General features: G+C 35.4%; 16 protein-coding genes. 12 read left to right on the plus strand and 4 right to left on the minus strand.

Translation table 11 applies throughout. The features are described from left to right. Positions 1-151: 151 nt before the first annotated feature. The 3 genes from KYG33_RS16020 to KYG33_RS16030 form a co-directional block, all read right to left on the minus strand. Positions 152-2,194 (minus strand): S9 family peptidase, encoded by a 2,043-nt coding sequence (locus KYG33_RS16020; RefSeq protein WP_077413445.1) that lies wholly within the window; start codon positions 2,192-2,194, stop codon positions 152-154. 171 nt (positions 2,195-2,365) lie between these two features. Beyond that, on the minus strand, positions 2,366-3,106 hold the full coding sequence (locus tag KYG33_RS16025) for a uroporphyrinogen-III synthase (RefSeq protein ID WP_077413680.1): 741 nt from the start codon (positions 3,104-3,106) through the stop codon (positions 2,366-2,368). Positions 3,107-3,118: 12 nt separating this feature from the next. After that, positions 3,119-3,688: a DUF4271 domain-containing protein gene (locus tag KYG33_RS16030; protein WP_317619680.1), complete on the minus strand. Its 570-nt coding sequence runs from the start codon at positions 3,686-3,688 to the stop codon at positions 3,119-3,121. Positions 3,689-4,029: 341 nt separating this feature from the next. On the opposite strand from KYG33_RS16030, the gene KYG33_RS16035 reads away from it, so the two are divergent. The 4 genes from KYG33_RS16035 (at position 4,030) to KYG33_RS16050 (ending at position 7,521) form a co-directional block, all read left to right on the plus strand. Next, complete coding sequence (locus tag KYG33_RS16035; RefSeq protein ID WP_077413447.1) at positions 4,030-4,746, plus strand: polyprenol monophosphomannose synthase; 717 nt, start codon at positions 4,030-4,032, stop codon at positions 4,744-4,746. Between the two features lie 90 nt (positions 4,747-4,836). Further along, complete coding sequence (locus KYG33_RS16040) at positions 4,837-5,205, plus strand: DUF4296 domain-containing protein (RefSeq protein ID WP_077413681.1); 369 nt, start codon at positions 4,837-4,839, stop codon at positions 5,203-5,205. Between the two features lie 66 nt (positions 5,206-5,271). Further along, the gene (gene tgt, locus KYG33_RS16045; protein WP_180564969.1) at positions 5,272-6,402 is read left to right on the plus strand and encodes a tRNA guanosine(34) transglycosylase Tgt; all 1,131 of its coding nucleotides are present in this window, start codon (positions 5,272-5,274) and stop codon (positions 6,400-6,402) included. Between the two features lie 6 nt (positions 6,403-6,408). Next, positions 6,409-7,521, plus strand: a complete 1,113-nt coding sequence (locus KYG33_RS16050; protein ID WP_047376356.1) for an LptF/LptG family permease — start codon at positions 6,409-6,411, stop codon at positions 7,519-7,521. Here the strand turns inward: KYG33_RS16050 and KYG33_RS16055 are convergent. Next, positions 7,515-8,228: a biotin--[acetyl-CoA-carboxylase] ligase gene (locus KYG33_RS16055; RefSeq protein ID WP_219072060.1), complete on the minus strand. Its 714-nt coding sequence runs from the start codon at positions 8,226-8,228 to the stop codon at positions 7,515-7,517. The genes KYG33_RS16050 and KYG33_RS16055 overlap by 7 nt on opposite strands. 87 nt (positions 8,229-8,315) lie before the next feature. Between KYG33_RS16055 and rsfS the strand changes: the two genes are divergently transcribed. The 8 genes from rsfS to KYG33_RS16095 all read left to right on the plus strand — a co-directional run bounded on the left by rsfS (position 8,316) and on the right by KYG33_RS16095 (position 15,264). Further along, positions 8,316-8,681 (plus strand): ribosome silencing factor, encoded by a 366-nt coding sequence (gene rsfS, locus KYG33_RS16060; RefSeq protein ID WP_219072061.1) that lies wholly within the window; start codon positions 8,316-8,318, stop codon positions 8,679-8,681. A gap of 21 nt (positions 8,682-8,702) precedes the next feature. Next, positions 8,703-10,724, plus strand: coding sequence for an ATP-dependent zinc metalloprotease FtsH (ftsH, locus tag KYG33_RS16065; RefSeq protein ID WP_047380273.1), 2,022 nt, complete (start codon positions 8,703-8,705; stop codon positions 10,722-10,724). Between the two features lie 136 nt (positions 10,725-10,860). Continuing rightward, on the plus strand, positions 10,861-11,442 hold the full coding sequence (locus tag KYG33_RS16070; RefSeq protein WP_175627176.1) for an LUD domain-containing protein: 582 nt from the start codon (positions 10,861-10,863) through the stop codon (positions 11,440-11,442). A gap of 24 nt (positions 11,443-11,466) precedes the next feature. Continuing rightward, the gene (locus KYG33_RS16075) at positions 11,467-12,339 is read left to right on the plus strand and encodes a phosphatidate cytidylyltransferase (RefSeq protein ID WP_219072062.1); all 873 of its coding nucleotides are present in this window, start codon (positions 11,467-11,469) and stop codon (positions 12,337-12,339) included. A 4-nt stretch (positions 12,340-12,343) separates the two neighbouring features. After that, on the plus strand, positions 12,344-13,000 hold the full coding sequence (locus tag KYG33_RS16080) for a phosphatidylserine decarboxylase family protein (protein WP_077413451.1): 657 nt from the start codon (positions 12,344-12,346) through the stop codon (positions 12,998-13,000). 437 nt (positions 13,001-13,437) lie between these two features. Then, positions 13,438-14,430, plus strand: a complete 993-nt coding sequence (locus KYG33_RS16085) for a helix-turn-helix transcriptional regulator (protein ID WP_077413452.1) — start codon at positions 13,438-13,440, stop codon at positions 14,428-14,430. A gap of 98 nt (positions 14,431-14,528) precedes the next feature. Further along, complete coding sequence (locus KYG33_RS16090; protein ID WP_077413682.1) at positions 14,529-14,942, plus strand: transposase; 414 nt, start codon at positions 14,529-14,531, stop codon at positions 14,940-14,942. Between the two features lies 1 nt (position 14,943). Continuing rightward, positions 14,944-15,264, plus strand: coding sequence for a transposase (locus KYG33_RS16095; RefSeq protein ID WP_077413453.1), 321 nt, complete (start codon positions 14,944-14,946; stop codon positions 15,262-15,264). Positions 15,265-15,440: the final 176 nt, after the last annotated feature.

Raw genomic sequence — 15,440 nt, forward strand, 5'->3', positions numbered from 1 at the left:
TCCTGTAAGTTTTCCTCTTGTTTGGCTTTAAAGTCTTCTCTTTTTTCCATTCTTGTAATTTTCTGTTTTTGTATTAAATAATAGCAATTGAAATAAAAACTAATAATAACATATACTCTGTATTTGAAAATTAATTAAGAGAATGTAAAAGCTATTTTTCATTTATTTTCAAAAGAAAAGCATACTCTAAAGCATCTTCTTTCAATGATTCAAACCTTCCGCTGGCGCCTCCATGTCCGGAGCTCATGTCAGTTTTAAAAACTAAGATGTTATCGTTTGTTTTGAGTTCTCTCAGTTTTGCAGTCCATTTTGCAGGCTCCCAATACTGTACCTGAGAATCATGGAATCCTGTAGTGATCAGCATATGAGGATAATCTTTAGCTTCTACATTGTCATAAGGAGAATAGTCTTTCATATAATGATAATACTCCTCGTCATTTGGATTTCCCCATTCATCATATTCCCCGGTAGTCAAAGGAATCGTGTCATCCAGCATTGTGGAAACAACATCTACGAAAGGGACCTGTGCTACAATTCCGTTGAATAACTGAGGTTCATAATTGACCACAGCGCCTACCAACAAACCTCCGGCACTTCCTCCCATCGCATACATATGTCTCGATGATGTATAATTTTCTTTGATTAAATGTTTTCCTGCATCAATAAAATCGAAAAAAGTATTTTTCTTGAATAACATTTTTCCATCTTCATACCATTCTCTTCCCAGGTATTCTCCGCCACGGATGTGGGCAATAGCATAAATGAAACCTCTGTCCAGAATAGACAATCTTACATTTGAAAAGCTGGCATCAACGGTGTGCCCATAACTTCCATATCCATACAGAAGAAGTGGAGTGTCAGCGGATTTTTTGGTGTCTTTGTGGTATACTAAAGAAATTGGAACTTTTACTTCCCCATCTCTGGAGTCTGCCCATATTCTTTCTGAAATATAATTTTCAGGGAAAAATTTCCCACCCAATACTTCCTGTTGTTTCAGGAGCTTGGTGGTTTTGTCCTTCATATTGTACTCGTAAGTGGAGCTTGGCTGTGTAAGAGATGTATAGCCATAACGAAGAATTTCAGTGTCAAATTCAAGGTTAATCCCAATATAGGCTGTATATGTTGGGTCAGAAAAAGGTAAATAATAAGACTCTTGGGTCTTCTCATCAATAATTTTGATCTGAAGCAAACCTCTCTCTCTTTCCTCAAGTACCAGATAATCTTTGAAAATTTCAAAACCTTCCAGTAAAACTTCCGCACGGTGTGGAATAACATCCACCCAGTTTTCCATACTGCAGTTGTCAATCTTTGCTTTTACAATTTTGAAGTTAATTGCATCATCAGCATTAGTGATAATATAGAATTCATCTTCATAATGCTCTACAGAATATTCGAGATCATCTATTCTGGGCTGTATTGTTATCCATTCTGCAAATACGTTGTCAGAGGGAATAAAGCGGTGCTCATCAGAGATAGTACTTGAACTAGCTATGAAAATATACTGTAAAGATTTTGTTTTAAATACATTGACATCAAAAGTGTCATCTTCTTCGTGGAAGATCAGAACATCATCAGCAGAATCAGTTCCTAACTGATGTCTGTATACCTGGAAAGCACGGAGGCTCTTATCTTTTCTAATATAGAAAACATGTTGATTATCATTCGCCCAAACTGCTTTTCCTGTTGTATTTGGAATAGAATCCGGCAGAATTTCCCCGGTTTTTAAATTTTTAAAATTAAGCGTATAAATTCTTCTTCCTACATCATCTGAAGAAAAAGAAGCCAGTTCATTACCGGGGCTCACGGCTACACTTCCTACTTCAAAAAATTCTTTGCCTTCTGCCAGAACGTTCACGTCAAGTACAATTTCCTCCTCGTTGTCAAGACTTTTATGCTTTCTGCAGAAAATAGGATATTCCTTGCCTTCTTCATAACGTACAATATACCAGTATTCATTAAAGAAATAGGGTAGAGATTCGTCATCCTTTTTATAACGGGCTTTCATCTCTTCAAAAAGCTCTTCCTGAAGAACTTCCGTATCTTTCATGATGAATTCTTCGTAGGCATTTTCCTCTTCAATATATTTGATGACTTCAGGGTTTTCCCTTTCATTCAGCCAAAAGTAATTATCGGTCCTTCTATCGCCGTGGGTTTCTAATATTTTTTCTATTTTTTTTGCCTGTGGAGCTTTCATCCGGATATTTTAATTTTTTATTGAGCAGAGTTTGTCTTTATGCTTTTCTTCTGAAAGTAAGCAATTTATGCAGACGTCTCATTCAATGTTAATTTTCGTTCAAATTTAGGTAAAAAAAAACCATCTTTCCTTTATTGAAAAGATGGTTCATGGTATTTTTATAATTAAAGACTATTTATGAAGTGCTTTAATGTACTTTTCAAGGGCCATTGTCATGGAAGGAGTTTCCTTCGTAGGTGCCATTAAATCTACTGTTAATCCAGCTTCTTCTGCGGCAGCCAAAGTCGTGTTTCCGAAAACACCAATCTTGGTTTCATCCTGTTTGAAGCCAGGGAAGTTTTGTTGTAGCGATTTGATTCCTTGCGGACTAAAGAAGATCAACATGTCATAATCTTTAATGTTGATATCTGTAAGGTCGCTGCATACGGTACGGTACATGATTGCTCTTGTCCAGTCTGCATTAGATGCATCCATGGTTTTCACAATATCCGGACTCAAAACATCTGAAGATGGCAGCAGATATTTTTCAGTTGGGAATTTTTTGAAAAGAGGAAGCAGATCTGAGAAGTTTTTCTCCCCAAAGCTGATTTTTCTTTTTCTGTACACAATATGCTTTTGAAGGTAGTTGGCAATTGCTTCCGACTGGCAGATATATCTCATTGTATCCGGAACGGCAAAACGAAGTTCTTCCGCAAGTCTGAAGTAATGGTCAATCGCATTTTTACTGGTAAAAATAATACCGGTATACTGCGTCAGATCTATTTTCTGTGTTCTGAGCTCTTTATTGTCAACCCCTTCAACGTGGATAAATGGACGGAAATCAATCTTTATTTTTTCCTTCTTTGCTATATCCAAATATGGAGAAGACTCACTAGGCGCTGGTTGAGAAACCAATATAGACTTTATTCTCATCATTGACATTTATTAAAAAAATAACAACTTCCAAAGCAATAATAATGGTGCGATTTGGAGGGTGCAAATATACAAAAATTTATAATACCATTTTTCAGGAAGAATCTTGTTCTTGTGAAATAAGTAGAAAAAAACTTTGAAAATGAATACAAAAGAAAAGAAACACAAATAATACAAAAATATTTTATTTCTGTCTATAGGGAAGTAATAATGGGCTACACAAAGAATTATTAGCAAAAATGTAAGAATGAAATAAAATTTTGTGGAGGTAAAATAAAAAATAGTCCATTTTTTTCCGTCTCCTATACTTTGATAAAATAAAAAACCTAATGTTGATTTTATTAAATAAAAAAACAGCACCGCCAGCAAAGTATACCCGAATTTATTAAGCTGATACCCAAAAAGCTGAAGATCGGCAATATATTTCGGTACAATAGGAATATACTGTGAGATCAAAACAGATAAGGTGAGCGTCGTCACACATGAAGTGATAATCCAGCTGGGAAGGTTGTTGCTTGCATCAAAATACTTTTGAAGCAGAAAATCTTTGAGACTGGCATCCCTTTCTATGACGTTCATCATAAAAACATATAAAAATATACAGCCCACGAGGATAAAGATTACCCAGTCGTTATTCTCAGGTATTCTTACATGATTGATGAAGTGTTGTGATGATGGCAAAATTTAAGTTTTTATTATTTATTATTTAACTTCTGATAGCACAATCCGGCACAGAATTTCCTGTCACCTGTTTCATGTATCCGCAGTTAAAATATTTGCTCTCATCGATTTTACGTATTGTTCAGATCTGTTGAATAAAAGTTTCTGTTTCATCCGCTTAATCCCTGAGAAATATTTTTGCAAAATTATAGATTATTTTGTATAAAATAAAAAGGTTAAATAAACTATCTTTGCAAACTGAAATGAAAAAACTCGTTATTATCCCCACATACAACGAAAAGGAAAATATTGAAAATATTATTTCCGCGGTTTTTGCATTGGAGGACGACTTTCATATCTTAGTTGTAGATGATACTTCCCCGGATGGAACAGCCGAGGTTGTAAAAGAAATGCAGAAGAAACATCCGCATTATTTGCATCTTTCAATAAGACATGTAAAAGACGGGTTGGGAAAGGCATATATTCATGGATTTAAATGGGCTATTGAAAATAAATATGATTATATTTTTGAGATGGATGCCGATTTTTCTCATAATCCTAGCGATCTGCCAAAATTGTTTGAAGCATGCAGGAATGCAGACATGGCCATAGGTTCCCGTTACTCAAAAGGAGTGAATGTGGTCAACTGGCCGATGGGAAGAGTACTGCTTTCTTATTTTGCATCAAAATATGTAAGATTTGTATTGGGACTTCCTATTCATGATACTACAGCAGGATTTGTCTGTTTTTCAAGAAATGTATTGGAAGAAATAGGATTGGATAATGTAAGGCTGAAAGGTTACGGGTTTCAGATAGAAATGAAATTCAGAGCCTTTAAAAAAGGGTTCAGAATTGTAGAAGTTCCTATTATATTTACCAACAGAATTTTAGGAGAAAGCAAAATGAACGGTGGAATTATCCATGAGGCCGTTTTTGGAGTGTTAAATCTAAAGTGGAAATCAATCATCAATAGACTATGAAGCAAAGCATGAACAATTCTTTTCAGACGGAGGAATATGTATATGCGAAGTTCCATCAGACTATTAAATAAAAAATATAAAAATAAACTGATGAAAAAGCTGATCTTTATTTTCGTTTTGCTGGGCATGTTTTCGTGCAGCGATTATATTGATAAGCCTAAAAATCTGATCGATAAAGGCGTAATGGCAGAAATCATTGCAGATCTTGCGATCAATGATCAGGCGATCTTTGTATATCCTGACAAAAATATGGAAGCCGGTACAAGAGCTGTCCTGAAGTCACATAAAGTAAAATCTGACGACTTTGTAGAAAGCTTCAAATATTATGTGATCAAAGAAGAAATGGATGGGATTACCAATGATGCACAGGAAATACTGCTGAAAAAAGATCCCAAAGCAGATAAATACGTAAAGGATAAACTGAAACAAAACGGGGCTGTAATACCTTTGGTAAGGTAAAACGGTACTGAAGTTTCTAACCTATAAGAAATCACTGATAACAAGGTGAATTAAAAAAGTAGAGAGATGAAATTTTTTAATATAGAAAAAACCTCTGAAGGAAAAGCAAGAGCAGGGGAAATTACCACAGATCACGGGAAGATTCAAACTCCCATTTTTATGCCTGTGGGAACTGTTGCAAGTGTGAAAACAGTTCATCAGAGAGAATTAAAAGAAGACATTAAGGCTCAGATTATTCTGGGAAATACTTACCACCTTTATCTTCGTCCGGGAATGGAGACGATGCAGGATGCAGGTGGTTTACATAAATTCATGAACTGGGATCTTCCTATCCTTACTGATTCAGGAGGCTTTCAGGTATTTTCACTGGCTAGTAACAGAAAAATGACCGAAGAAGGTGCGAGATTCAAATCTCACATCGACGGAAGTTACCACATGTTCTCTCCGGAAAGATCAATGGAGATTCAAAGACAGATCGGAGCCGATATTTTCATGGCTTTTGACGAATGTACTCCTTATCCTTGCAATTATAACCAGGCAAAATCATCTATGGAGCTTACCCATCGCTGGCTGAAAAGATGTATTGAATGGACTAATGATAATCCTGAATTATACGGATACAAACAAAGACTTTTCCCTATTGTTCAGGGATCTACCTATTCCGACCTTAGAAAAATCTCTGCAGAAGTAATTTCTGAAGCAGGAGCCGAAGGAAATGCCATTGGAGGACTTTCTGTAGGAGAGCCTGAAGAAGAAATGTACAGAATCACTGATGAAGTGACAGACATTCTTCCAAAAGAAAAACCAAGATATCTGATGGGAGTAGGAACTCCATGGAATATCCTTGAATCTATCGGACTGGGAATTGATATGATGGATTGTGTAATGCCAACAAGAAATGCAAGAAATGCAATGCTTTTCACATGGCAGGGCGTGATGAACCTGAAAAATGAAAAATGGAAGCGTGATTTTTCGCCTTTAGACGAATTTGGGACCAGTTTTGTAGATCGTGAATATTCAAAAGCGTATCTTCGCCACCTGTTTGTATCTAAAGAATATCTGGCAAAACAGATTGCTTCGATTCATAATCTTGCCTTCTATCTTGATTTAGTAAAAGTAGCCAGAGAACATATTATTGCAGGAGATTTCTACGAATGGAAAAACTCCGTAGTACCGGTTCTTAGACAAAGACTGTAAGAGAATATGCTTAAAATTGTAGACAGATATATCATTAAAAAATACCTTGGAACTTTTAGTTTTATGTTGGTATTATTGTCTATAGTCGTATTGGTAATTGATGTTCAGCAGAAGATTCCAAGAATAGAAAATGCCAAGGCCATTGATCCGAAACTGGATCTGACCTATTTTCTTATCCACTTTTATCCCTTCTGGATTATCAATCTTGTGGTTACCTTCCTTTCCATTCTGGTGTTTATTTCGGTGATTTATTTTACCTCCAGGATGGCGAATAATACTGAAATTGTTGCTATTATTAGTAGTGGGGCCAGTTTTCACAGGTTTTCCAAACCTTATCTGGTAACTTCCATTTTTATTGGATTGATTGCCCTTGTGGTATACCATATGGTTCTTCCATGGGCCAATATCAAGAAAAATGAACTGGAAGCGTATACCTATAATGCGGCCAATAAAGAAAAGATTTTAGGAACTGCTCCAGCTTCCTCACAGCTGAGCAAAACGGAATATATTTTTGTTGATTCCTGGAACAAAAGAGAAAAAAGAGGTTCTAGTTTTGTCTATCAGAAATATGATAAAGACAGAAAAATGACTTACGAGCTTAAAGCAAGCGAAGTGTATTGGGATAAAGCCAAAAAGCAGTTTGTTTTAAATAATTATCTGGAAAAAACAATCAATAAAGACAATACCGAAAAACTCGGCAACGGGATAGAATTAAGGAAAAACTACGGTCACTCACCGGAAGAGCTTTTCCCTAACGAGCTTTTGGGACAAAATAAAACCACTCCGGAACTTTTAAAGTTTATTGAAAGAGAAAAGGCAAGAGGAAACAGTAACCTGAATTCTTATCTGAATGAGCTTCATCAAAGAACATCAATGCCTGTTTCTATTATTATTCTGACATTCCTGGCACTTTCCCTGTCTTCACAAAAGAAAAGAGGAGGATTGGGGATTAACCTGGCAATAGGGATCTCATTGGCCTTTATTTTTGTGTTTTCATTTGAAGCCCTGAAAGTGGTTTCTGAAAATAAAAGTTTGTCTCCAGCTGTAGCAATGTGGCTGCCTAATATGGTGTTTTTGCCGCTTACCCTTTATCTGTATATCAAAAGAGCCAATCAGTAAAGTAGTTTTATTTCCTTGTGATAAAAGGAACGTATTCCGTCTTCCAGTTCAATCCAGAGTTCACCCTTTTCGTCTGCATTTCGGATGATGCCATTTTGTCGCTCTTTTTCAATTTCAAAGACAGAGATCAGGTCTTTTCTGAAAAGGTTTGCATTGAATCCATCCAGAATTTCCTGATCAGAAGGAATGTTTTTCAGTTTCTCAGACAAATATTCATGAAGATTTAATGAAACTTCTTCCAGATCAAATTGCATGCCTGTCTGCTTCAGGAGGGATCCTGCATTGGATATTTGATCAAATTCGTCCTGAAGGATATTAATTCCTGCTCCGATGATGAAATAATTATTTTGATTAATTTTTTTCTTTTCTATTAAAATTCCAACGATTTTTTTACCTTTAAGGATAATATCATTCGGCCATTTGATTTTTACCTCAGAGTCAGACAATTTGGCAAGGAAATCCCGGATAATCATTGCGGTATAATAATTGAACATAAAGTCGGAGCAAAGGATGTTCTGAATATTCACTGCCAGCGTATAAGCCAGGTTTTTTCCGGCAGTCTGAGTCCAAACATTTCCATACTGACCACGGCCTTTAGTTTGATTAAAAGTATGAAGCCCTATAAAATTTGAATCTCCGTAAAGTAAAAACTTTGCTATTTCGTCATTAGTAGAAGAACATTCTTTCAGATAGAAGAGTTGGCTCATTTAAGAAAACTTTAAGACATTAAGAGGGTAAAAGTAAGGTTAAAGTAAAGAAAAAACAATAAATTTGCAGATTATAGTAATTTTTTAATGAATAAAACAGCAGAAAAACAAGCGTTAATAGATAAAATCGTTGAAGCTATCCAGGATGTAAAAGGAGAAGATATTATGATCTTCGATCTTTCCAACATCGAAAACTCCGTAGCAGAAACGTTCGTGATATGTAGTGGAAACTCAAATACACAGGTGGCTGCATTGGCAGGAAGTGTTGAGAAGAAAGTAAGAAACGAACTGCAGGACAGACCTTGGCACGTAGAAGGTACTGAAAATGCAATGTGGGTATTGGTAGATTACGTTTCAGTGGTGGTTCATATATTCCAAAAAGATGTACGTGAGTACTACGATATAGAAGAGCTTTGGGGTGACGCAATCATTACCAAAATTGAAAATGAATAATAAAAATTTTAAAAAGTCTAAATGAATAATAAAGGATTCAACTGGTTCTTTCCAATTGCAATCATAGCTCTTTTGCTATTTTTTGGCTCCAATTTCCTTGGAGGTGATGCAGCAAAATCTATTGATGAAGATGGTTTCTTTAGAGAAATGCAGGCAGGGAAAGTTCAGAATATAATTATATACAAAGACATAGAGAAAGCTGATGTTTTCCTAACAAAAGAAGCAAAATCAGCAATGGTTTCCAAAGCTGGTAAAGAAAACAACCCTCTTTCTGCCTTCGAAATGGCTCCTAAAGCAGATTTTTCTGTAAAATACGGAGACCTTCAACTTTTCCTTCAGAAATTTGAACAGGTCAAAGCCAGCAATCCGGTTATTAAAACAACTAAAGATTACGGAACAGGGAAAAGCGCACTAATGGATATTTTAGTTCCTGCGCTGGTTTGGATTTCCATTCTGGGGTTATTCTACTTCCTTCTTTTCAGAAAGATGGGCGGAGGTGGAGGTCCTGGCGGACAAATCTTCTCTATCGGTAAATCTAAAGCGAAGCTTTTCGACGAAAAAGAAAGAATTCAGGTAACATTTAAAGATGTTGCAGGATTGGAAGGAGCTAAAGAAGAAGTTCAGGAAGTTGTAGATTTCTTGAAGAACTCTGAAAAATATACAAAACTGGGAGGTAAAATTCCTAAAGGAGTCCTTTTAGTAGGCCCTCCGGGAACCGGTAAAACATTATTGGCAAAAGCCGTTGCAGGTGAAGCTAAAGTTCCGTTCTTCTCACTTTCTGGTTCAGACTTCGTTGAAATGTTTGTTGGGGTAGGAGCTTCCAGAGTAAGAGACCTTTTTGCTCAGGCTAAAGCAAAATCTCCGGCGATCATCTTTATTGACGAGATTGATGCTATCGGACGTGCAAGAGGAAAAAATAACTTCTCTGGCGGAAACGATGAAAGAGAAAATACATTGAACCAGCTTCTTACCGAAATGGACGGTTTCGGAACAGATGTCAATGTTATTGTAATGGCGGCTACCAACAGAGCGGATATTCTTGATAAAGCATTAATGAGAGCAGGTCGTTTTGACCGTTCTATCTATGTAGATCTTCCGGAACTTCACGAAAGAAGACAGATTTTCGATGTTCACTTGAAAAAAATCAAGCTTGATGATAATGTAGATAGAGATTTCTTAGCAAAACAAACTCCTGGATTCAGTGGGGCAGATATTGCTAATGTTTGTAATGAAGCAGCATTAATCGCAGCAAGATATAACCATACTTCTGTTACAAAACAGGACTTCCTGGATGCGGTAGACAGAATTATCGGTGGACTTGAGAAGAAAAATATGGCCATCAAGCCATCTGAAAAGAGAAGAGTTGCTTATCATGAAGCAGGTCACGCTACAATCTCCTGGTTGGTAGAACATGCATCACCACTTTTAAAAGTAACGATTGTTCCAAGAGGTCGTTCTTTAGGGGCAGCATGGTATCTTCCGGAAGAAAGACAGCTTACCACTACTGAGCAGATGTTGGACGAAATGTGTGCAACATTGGGAGGTAGAGCTGCAGAGCAGGTGATCTTCAATAATATCTCTACAGGAGCACTTTCTGATCTGGAAACAGTAACGAAGAGAGCTCAGGCAATGGTGACAATCTATGGATTAAGCCCGAACATTGGTAATATTTCTTATTATGACAGTTCAGGACAGTCTGAATACTCATTCGGAAAGCCTTATTCTGAAGAAACAGCTACCAAAATTGATGCAGAGATCAAATTGATTATCGAAAATCAGTACGAAAGAGCAGTAAGAATTCTTGAGGAAAATAAAGATAAACTGGATGCTCTGGCAAATAAATTGTTAGAAAAAGAAGTGATCTTCCGTGAAGACTTAGAAGATATCTTCGGAAAAAGAGCATGGGATCCTGAATTGACAGAGAAACCTGTTACCAATACTATTCCTGAAAAAGATCAGCCGGTAGTAGTGGAAACACCTCAGATCAAAGAAAAAGAAGAAGAAAGCGAAATACAGGCTCCAGAAAGCCCAACACAGCTTTAAGACTCTTAAAAATAAATATTACAAAGACCTGACAACCTCGAAAATTGTCAGGTTTTTTCATATTTAAGGAGATATTTTGGACACTATTGTAATTTATTTTCTATTTTTGTATAAAGTTGACTAAAAATAGATTAAGTTGAATTTATTCAAGAGGATTGTAAGCAAACTTACCAACCAGCCTGAAGAAGAGGACAAACAGAGCCTGGAGAAACTTGGGGATTCGCTGAAAAATGCGGATCTTGACTATAAGTTTGCGCAATTATTTACGCATTCGGGGGGATTTTTTAATTATTGTGCAGATGAAGCGGAGGCTCTACAAACTTTAAATCAAATTATCAAAATAGAAGGTATCCACAACCTTTTCTGTTGGGATAAAGAACTTCAGAACTTTTTGAACGTTGTGAGGTCTGCCTATACTTCAGAACTGCAGCCGTCTAATGATGCTGCATTCATCACATGTGAATACCTGATCGCCTATGATGGCAGGATCATGCTTTCGCATAATAATATTCTTCATTATCATTCTTCAAGACTTCCCGATAGAATTATCATCATTGCCAATGTTTCTCAGATTGTAAACAACCTGAATGATGCTATGGGGAAAATAAAAAGAAACGGAAATATCAAGAACCTTACTTCCATCAGCGGAAGCCAGTCTAAAATGGACAGTTCTTCCAATTCCAATACAAAGCTGTTTTTATTGCTGCTTGAAGATTAAGCAACCACTTCTAAATTTTAAATTTTGGACAAAAATCTCATTCAAAGAACCGTATCAGGTATAGTCTATGTAGCCGTTATTATACTTTGTTCGACTCCGCTGGGAGCGCAATTGCTGGACAGCATTGCTCCTGGTCTTATCAAACAACAGTATCTTTTTTATGGCTTAATGAGTCTGCTGCTGATAGTGGGGACGTGGGAATGTGTTAAAATCATGAAATTTGGAAACGGATATGAAAAATGGGTGGTATATCCATTAGTCATTTTTATATTCTATATTTTTTCCAAAAGATATTTCAACCACGATTTCTTTTTTGATTTCAGGCTCAGTGAAATACTGGCACTGGCGCTTATTGGGATTGCTGTGGTTACTTTATTCAAGTTTCCCAGCGAATTATACTTCGACAGCGGGAAACTTATTTTTACTGTTATCTACGTAGCGCTCCCATTCAGTTTTGCATTGGGACTGCCAAAGTTCTCCAGCTATAGTGATGCTTTCTCTTTGGAGATCCTGTTCTTATTTATTCTCATCTGGAGTAGTGACACCTTTGCCTATCTGGTAGGGAAGTTCTTCGGTAAACATAAAATGGCACCTAAAATTTCCCCTAAGAAAACATGGGAGGGATATGCAGGTGGCGTAGTGTTAACATTGGTTTTATCTTACTTTATTGAACATTATCAGCCTGAACTGAGAGGGAACTGGATGATCGTAGGATTTTTGGTTGCCGCCTTTGCTCCGCTAGGGGATCTGGTAGAAAGCCAATTGAAAAGAAATTTCGGTGTGAAAGACAGTGGAAACATCATTCCAGGACATGGAGGAGTTTTAGATAGATTAGATAGTTTTATTATCTGCGTTCCTGTCGTATATTTGTACTTTATTTTAGAAAAATTTATTTAGTCTCATGAAATTACATAGAGAATCAAAAGGAACAATTACCGTTGCGACCATACTTTTTATCATTTTGGGCGTATTAGCAATTTATTTCCTTAAAATATGGTCCCTGCTGATCATTATGCCTTTGTTGGTTATTTACAGTTTAGTTTTCTGGTTTTTCAGAGTTCCGGATCGTAATATCCTTGATCACAAAGAAAACGTGATAGCTCCGGTGGACGGAAAAGTGGTAATGATCAAAGAAGTGGATGAGGATGAATTTATAAAAGGAAAAGCCATTCAGGTTTCTATTTTTATGTCCCCGCTGAATGTTCACATCTGTAGATATCCGGTTTCGGGTGAAGTGATTTACAAAAAGTACCACCCGGGAAAATATCTGGTAGCATGGCATGAAAAGTCTTCTACAGAGAACGAAAGAACTACTATGGCCGTACAAACTATGACCAATCATAAAGTTGTCTTCAGACAAATTGCCGGGTATGTAGCTAGAAGGATTGTTTTCTACTGTAATGAAGGCGATAAAGCAAAAGCCGGGCATGAATTCGGATTTATTAAATTCGGATCCAGAATGGATGTATTCCTGCCTTTGGATACTGAGATTATCTGTAAGATCGGAGATATTACAAAAGGAGGTTTGGATGTGATTGCCAAGCTGAAAGAAAATTAAGAATACGTATTGTATATAAAAAAACAAAAGAGAGCCTTTGCAGCTCTCTTTTTTATTTGAAAAAATGATTATTTGAGTTTAACTACGCATGCGTAATATTGCGTATTCAGGGATTAAATCTTTTTCATTAAGATGAATAATTTTGCAGCTACAAAAACACAAGTTATTCACTATTTTAAGCCATAAAATGGATAACTGAATATGTTTTATGGTCTTACCATTAATTTTTTTTTGTCATTGGTTAAATAATTTAATTTGAATTTTTAGTAAATTAGAACAGGGAAAACACAAATCATATTCTTTTATCACTGAAAATTGCAAACAGATATTTTGTTTTGTGAGTTTTTATGTTGCTTAAAAGCTATTAATATTGGAAAATTTATGCTTTCAGTAGTACGAATGCCAACTTGAGCTTGTGAAAACATAAAAACAACACGATGATTTATAAGTTTTTCTTTAAGATGATCAACGATGAAGCTGAGAAAATAAATGATGATTTTGATAGCAATTATCTAAATCTTATCAACCGATATCTGCTTTTATTGTTCTTCATATTTCTGTTTTACTCCATTTTTATTATTACTTTTTTCGGGGATATGTTGATTTCAATATTTCTTACCGTTATTACCTTTTTCTGGCTGTTTTTAATGGCAATAAAAGGGAAAACGAGGCGATTCAGGAGCGTACTGAAAACTTCCATCATTTTTACATTTGTCTTACTAACTTTTATAGTGAGTTTTTTTAATGTGTATACTTTCAAAAATGCTGGAGTTGAGTATTTCTATTTTTGTCTTTTGTTTGCCGTTCCCTTCTTTTTGAATTATAAAAAAGATGCTTTATCTATCTTTTTTATTACGTTTATGATCTGTATCAACTTTATTGTATGCCTTTACTTTGATTTTGATTTCCTGCCAAAAAGCCGATTTATAGAAACCGAAGATTTTAAAACAATAAAGCTGCTTAATATTTTATTTTCTATTGCCTCTTTTCTGATGGATATTGTTTTTATTACCCAGAAAGATGCGCTGATTAATGGTTTGATTACCGATAAAAAAGAGAAAGATTCCACAATCAAGGATCTGGTAAAAACAAATGCAGAACTGATGAAGCATCAGATGTTGATCAATCATCTTTCGGAAGAAAATATCCTGGAGATTTTAAATTTGGCAGAAAATAATTCACCCATGTTTTTTGAGAAATTCCAAGTGTTTTTCCCTCATTTTATTCCTGATATTTTAAAAATAAATCCTAATCTGATTCATTCTGAACTCTATTTCTGTGCTTTGATGAAGCTTGATTTTGATACCAAGAAGATTGCACAGTGTACCAACAACAGTATTCGTGCTGTAGAAAGTAAAAAATACAGGATCCGGAAGAAACTGAATATCTCCTCTGAGATCAATGTCAATAGCTTTTTGATTAAAATATAAACAAAATTCCGATTTTTGTTACTTATACGTAGTGTTGCGTGCCGGTTGATGATGTTTTTTATTTTTCTTGTCAATATTTTTACTTTAAAAACATTGTGATGAATATTAAGAACATTCATATTGGGAGCCTGATCCGAACCAAAGTAGAAGAGCATCAGATTTCAATAGAAAGAATCTCCAGATTTTTGAACGAACCGGAAGATCATGTAGAAATGATGTATCAGGCAAAAAGTATTGATACGGATATGCTGATGAAATGGTGTAAGCTTTTAAAATTTGATTTCTTTAGATTTTATACCGGCCATCTGATTTTGTATTCTCCGCAGTCAAGAATTGATCATGTATTCAAAGAAAAGGGGAGTACCATAGTTTTCAGGAAAAGTATTTATACCCAGGAGGTAAAGAATTTTATACTTGAAAAAATAGAAATGGGAGCAATGACCGCCCATGATGTTGTTGAAAGATATAAGATTCCTAAAACAACCCTGTACAAATGGATGAAAAAACTATAATATGATACCTGATTACAAGCAGATCTATACTGATATTCTCAAGGAAAAGTTTCCGGAAAAATTAATAGATATAACCATTCAAAATAAGCTGGAAAGATTACATTCAGCGATTGATATTCTAAAGTTTAATCAATTGATTTTTGGTGAACCGGAATATGCAGTTGAGTTCAATAATCAAAGACTTCGTTCTTATGATGAAGAATCTATTTTGGAAATTCTCAGATATCAGGAAAAAAACGGATTGAGCAATTTTCAGCTTGGCTGTCATTTTAAAATAAGCAGAAATACAATTGCCAAATGGAAAATGGTTTTTAAAATATAATATTGATGTTTCATTTGTTTTAATTGAATTATTTTTTTTATAAATAAATGATAATGGTTTTTATGTTTTGGTTTCCTGTATTTTTTTGAATTTATTATTGAATTAAATAACTAAACTTTTTGGTTGTGCTTATATGTTATCATAATTTGCTGTGGTTTTGTGAGTTTTACTACGCG

Source organism: Chryseobacterium sp. D764 (assembly GCF_019317325.1).
Taxonomy (GTDB): domain Bacteria; phylum Bacteroidota; class Bacteroidia; order Flavobacteriales; family Weeksellaceae; genus Chryseobacterium.

Bases quoted from the DNA above. Each gene is read 5' to 3' on its own strand.
- KYG33_RS16020 (WP_077413445.1), bottom strand. From the start codon at position 2,194: ATGAAAGCTCCACAGGCAAAAAAAATAGAAAAAATATTAGAAACCCAC.
- KYG33_RS16025 (WP_077413680.1), bottom strand. From the start codon at position 3,106: ATGAGAATAAAGTCTATATTGGTTTCTCAACCAGCGCCTAGTGAGTCT.
- KYG33_RS16030 (WP_317619680.1), bottom strand. From the start codon at position 3,688: ATGATGAACGTCATAGAAAGGGATGCCAGTCTCAAAGATTTTCTGCTT.
- KYG33_RS16035 (WP_077413447.1), top strand. From the start codon at position 4,030: ATGAAAAAACTCGTTATTATCCCCACATACAACGAAAAGGAAAATATT.
- KYG33_RS16040 (WP_077413681.1), top strand. From the start codon at position 4,837: ATGAAAAAGCTGATCTTTATTTTCGTTTTGCTGGGCATGTTTTCGTGC.
- tgt (WP_180564969.1), top strand. From the start codon at position 5,272: ATGAAATTTTTTAATATAGAAAAAACCTCTGAAGGAAAAGCAAGAGCA.
- KYG33_RS16050 (WP_047376356.1), top strand. From the start codon at position 6,409: ATGCTTAAAATTGTAGACAGATATATCATTAAAAAATACCTTGGAACT.
- KYG33_RS16055 (WP_219072060.1), bottom strand. From the start codon at position 8,228: ATGAGCCAACTCTTCTATCTGAAAGAATGTTCTTCTACTAATGACGAA.
- rsfS (WP_219072061.1), top strand. From the start codon at position 8,316: ATGAATAAAACAGCAGAAAAACAAGCGTTAATAGATAAAATCGTTGAA.
- ftsH (WP_047380273.1), top strand. From the start codon at position 8,703: ATGAATAATAAAGGATTCAACTGGTTCTTTCCAATTGCAATCATAGCT.
- KYG33_RS16080 (WP_077413451.1), top strand. From the start codon at position 12,344: ATGAAATTACATAGAGAATCAAAAGGAACAATTACCGTTGCGACCATA.
- KYG33_RS16085 (WP_077413452.1), top strand. From the start codon at position 13,438: ATGATTTATAAGTTTTTCTTTAAGATGATCAACGATGAAGCTGAGAAA.
- KYG33_RS16090 (WP_077413682.1), top strand. From the start codon at position 14,529: ATGAATATTAAGAACATTCATATTGGGAGCCTGATCCGAACCAAAGTA.
- KYG33_RS16095 (WP_077413453.1), top strand. From the start codon at position 14,944: ATGATACCTGATTACAAGCAGATCTATACTGATATTCTCAAGGAAAAG.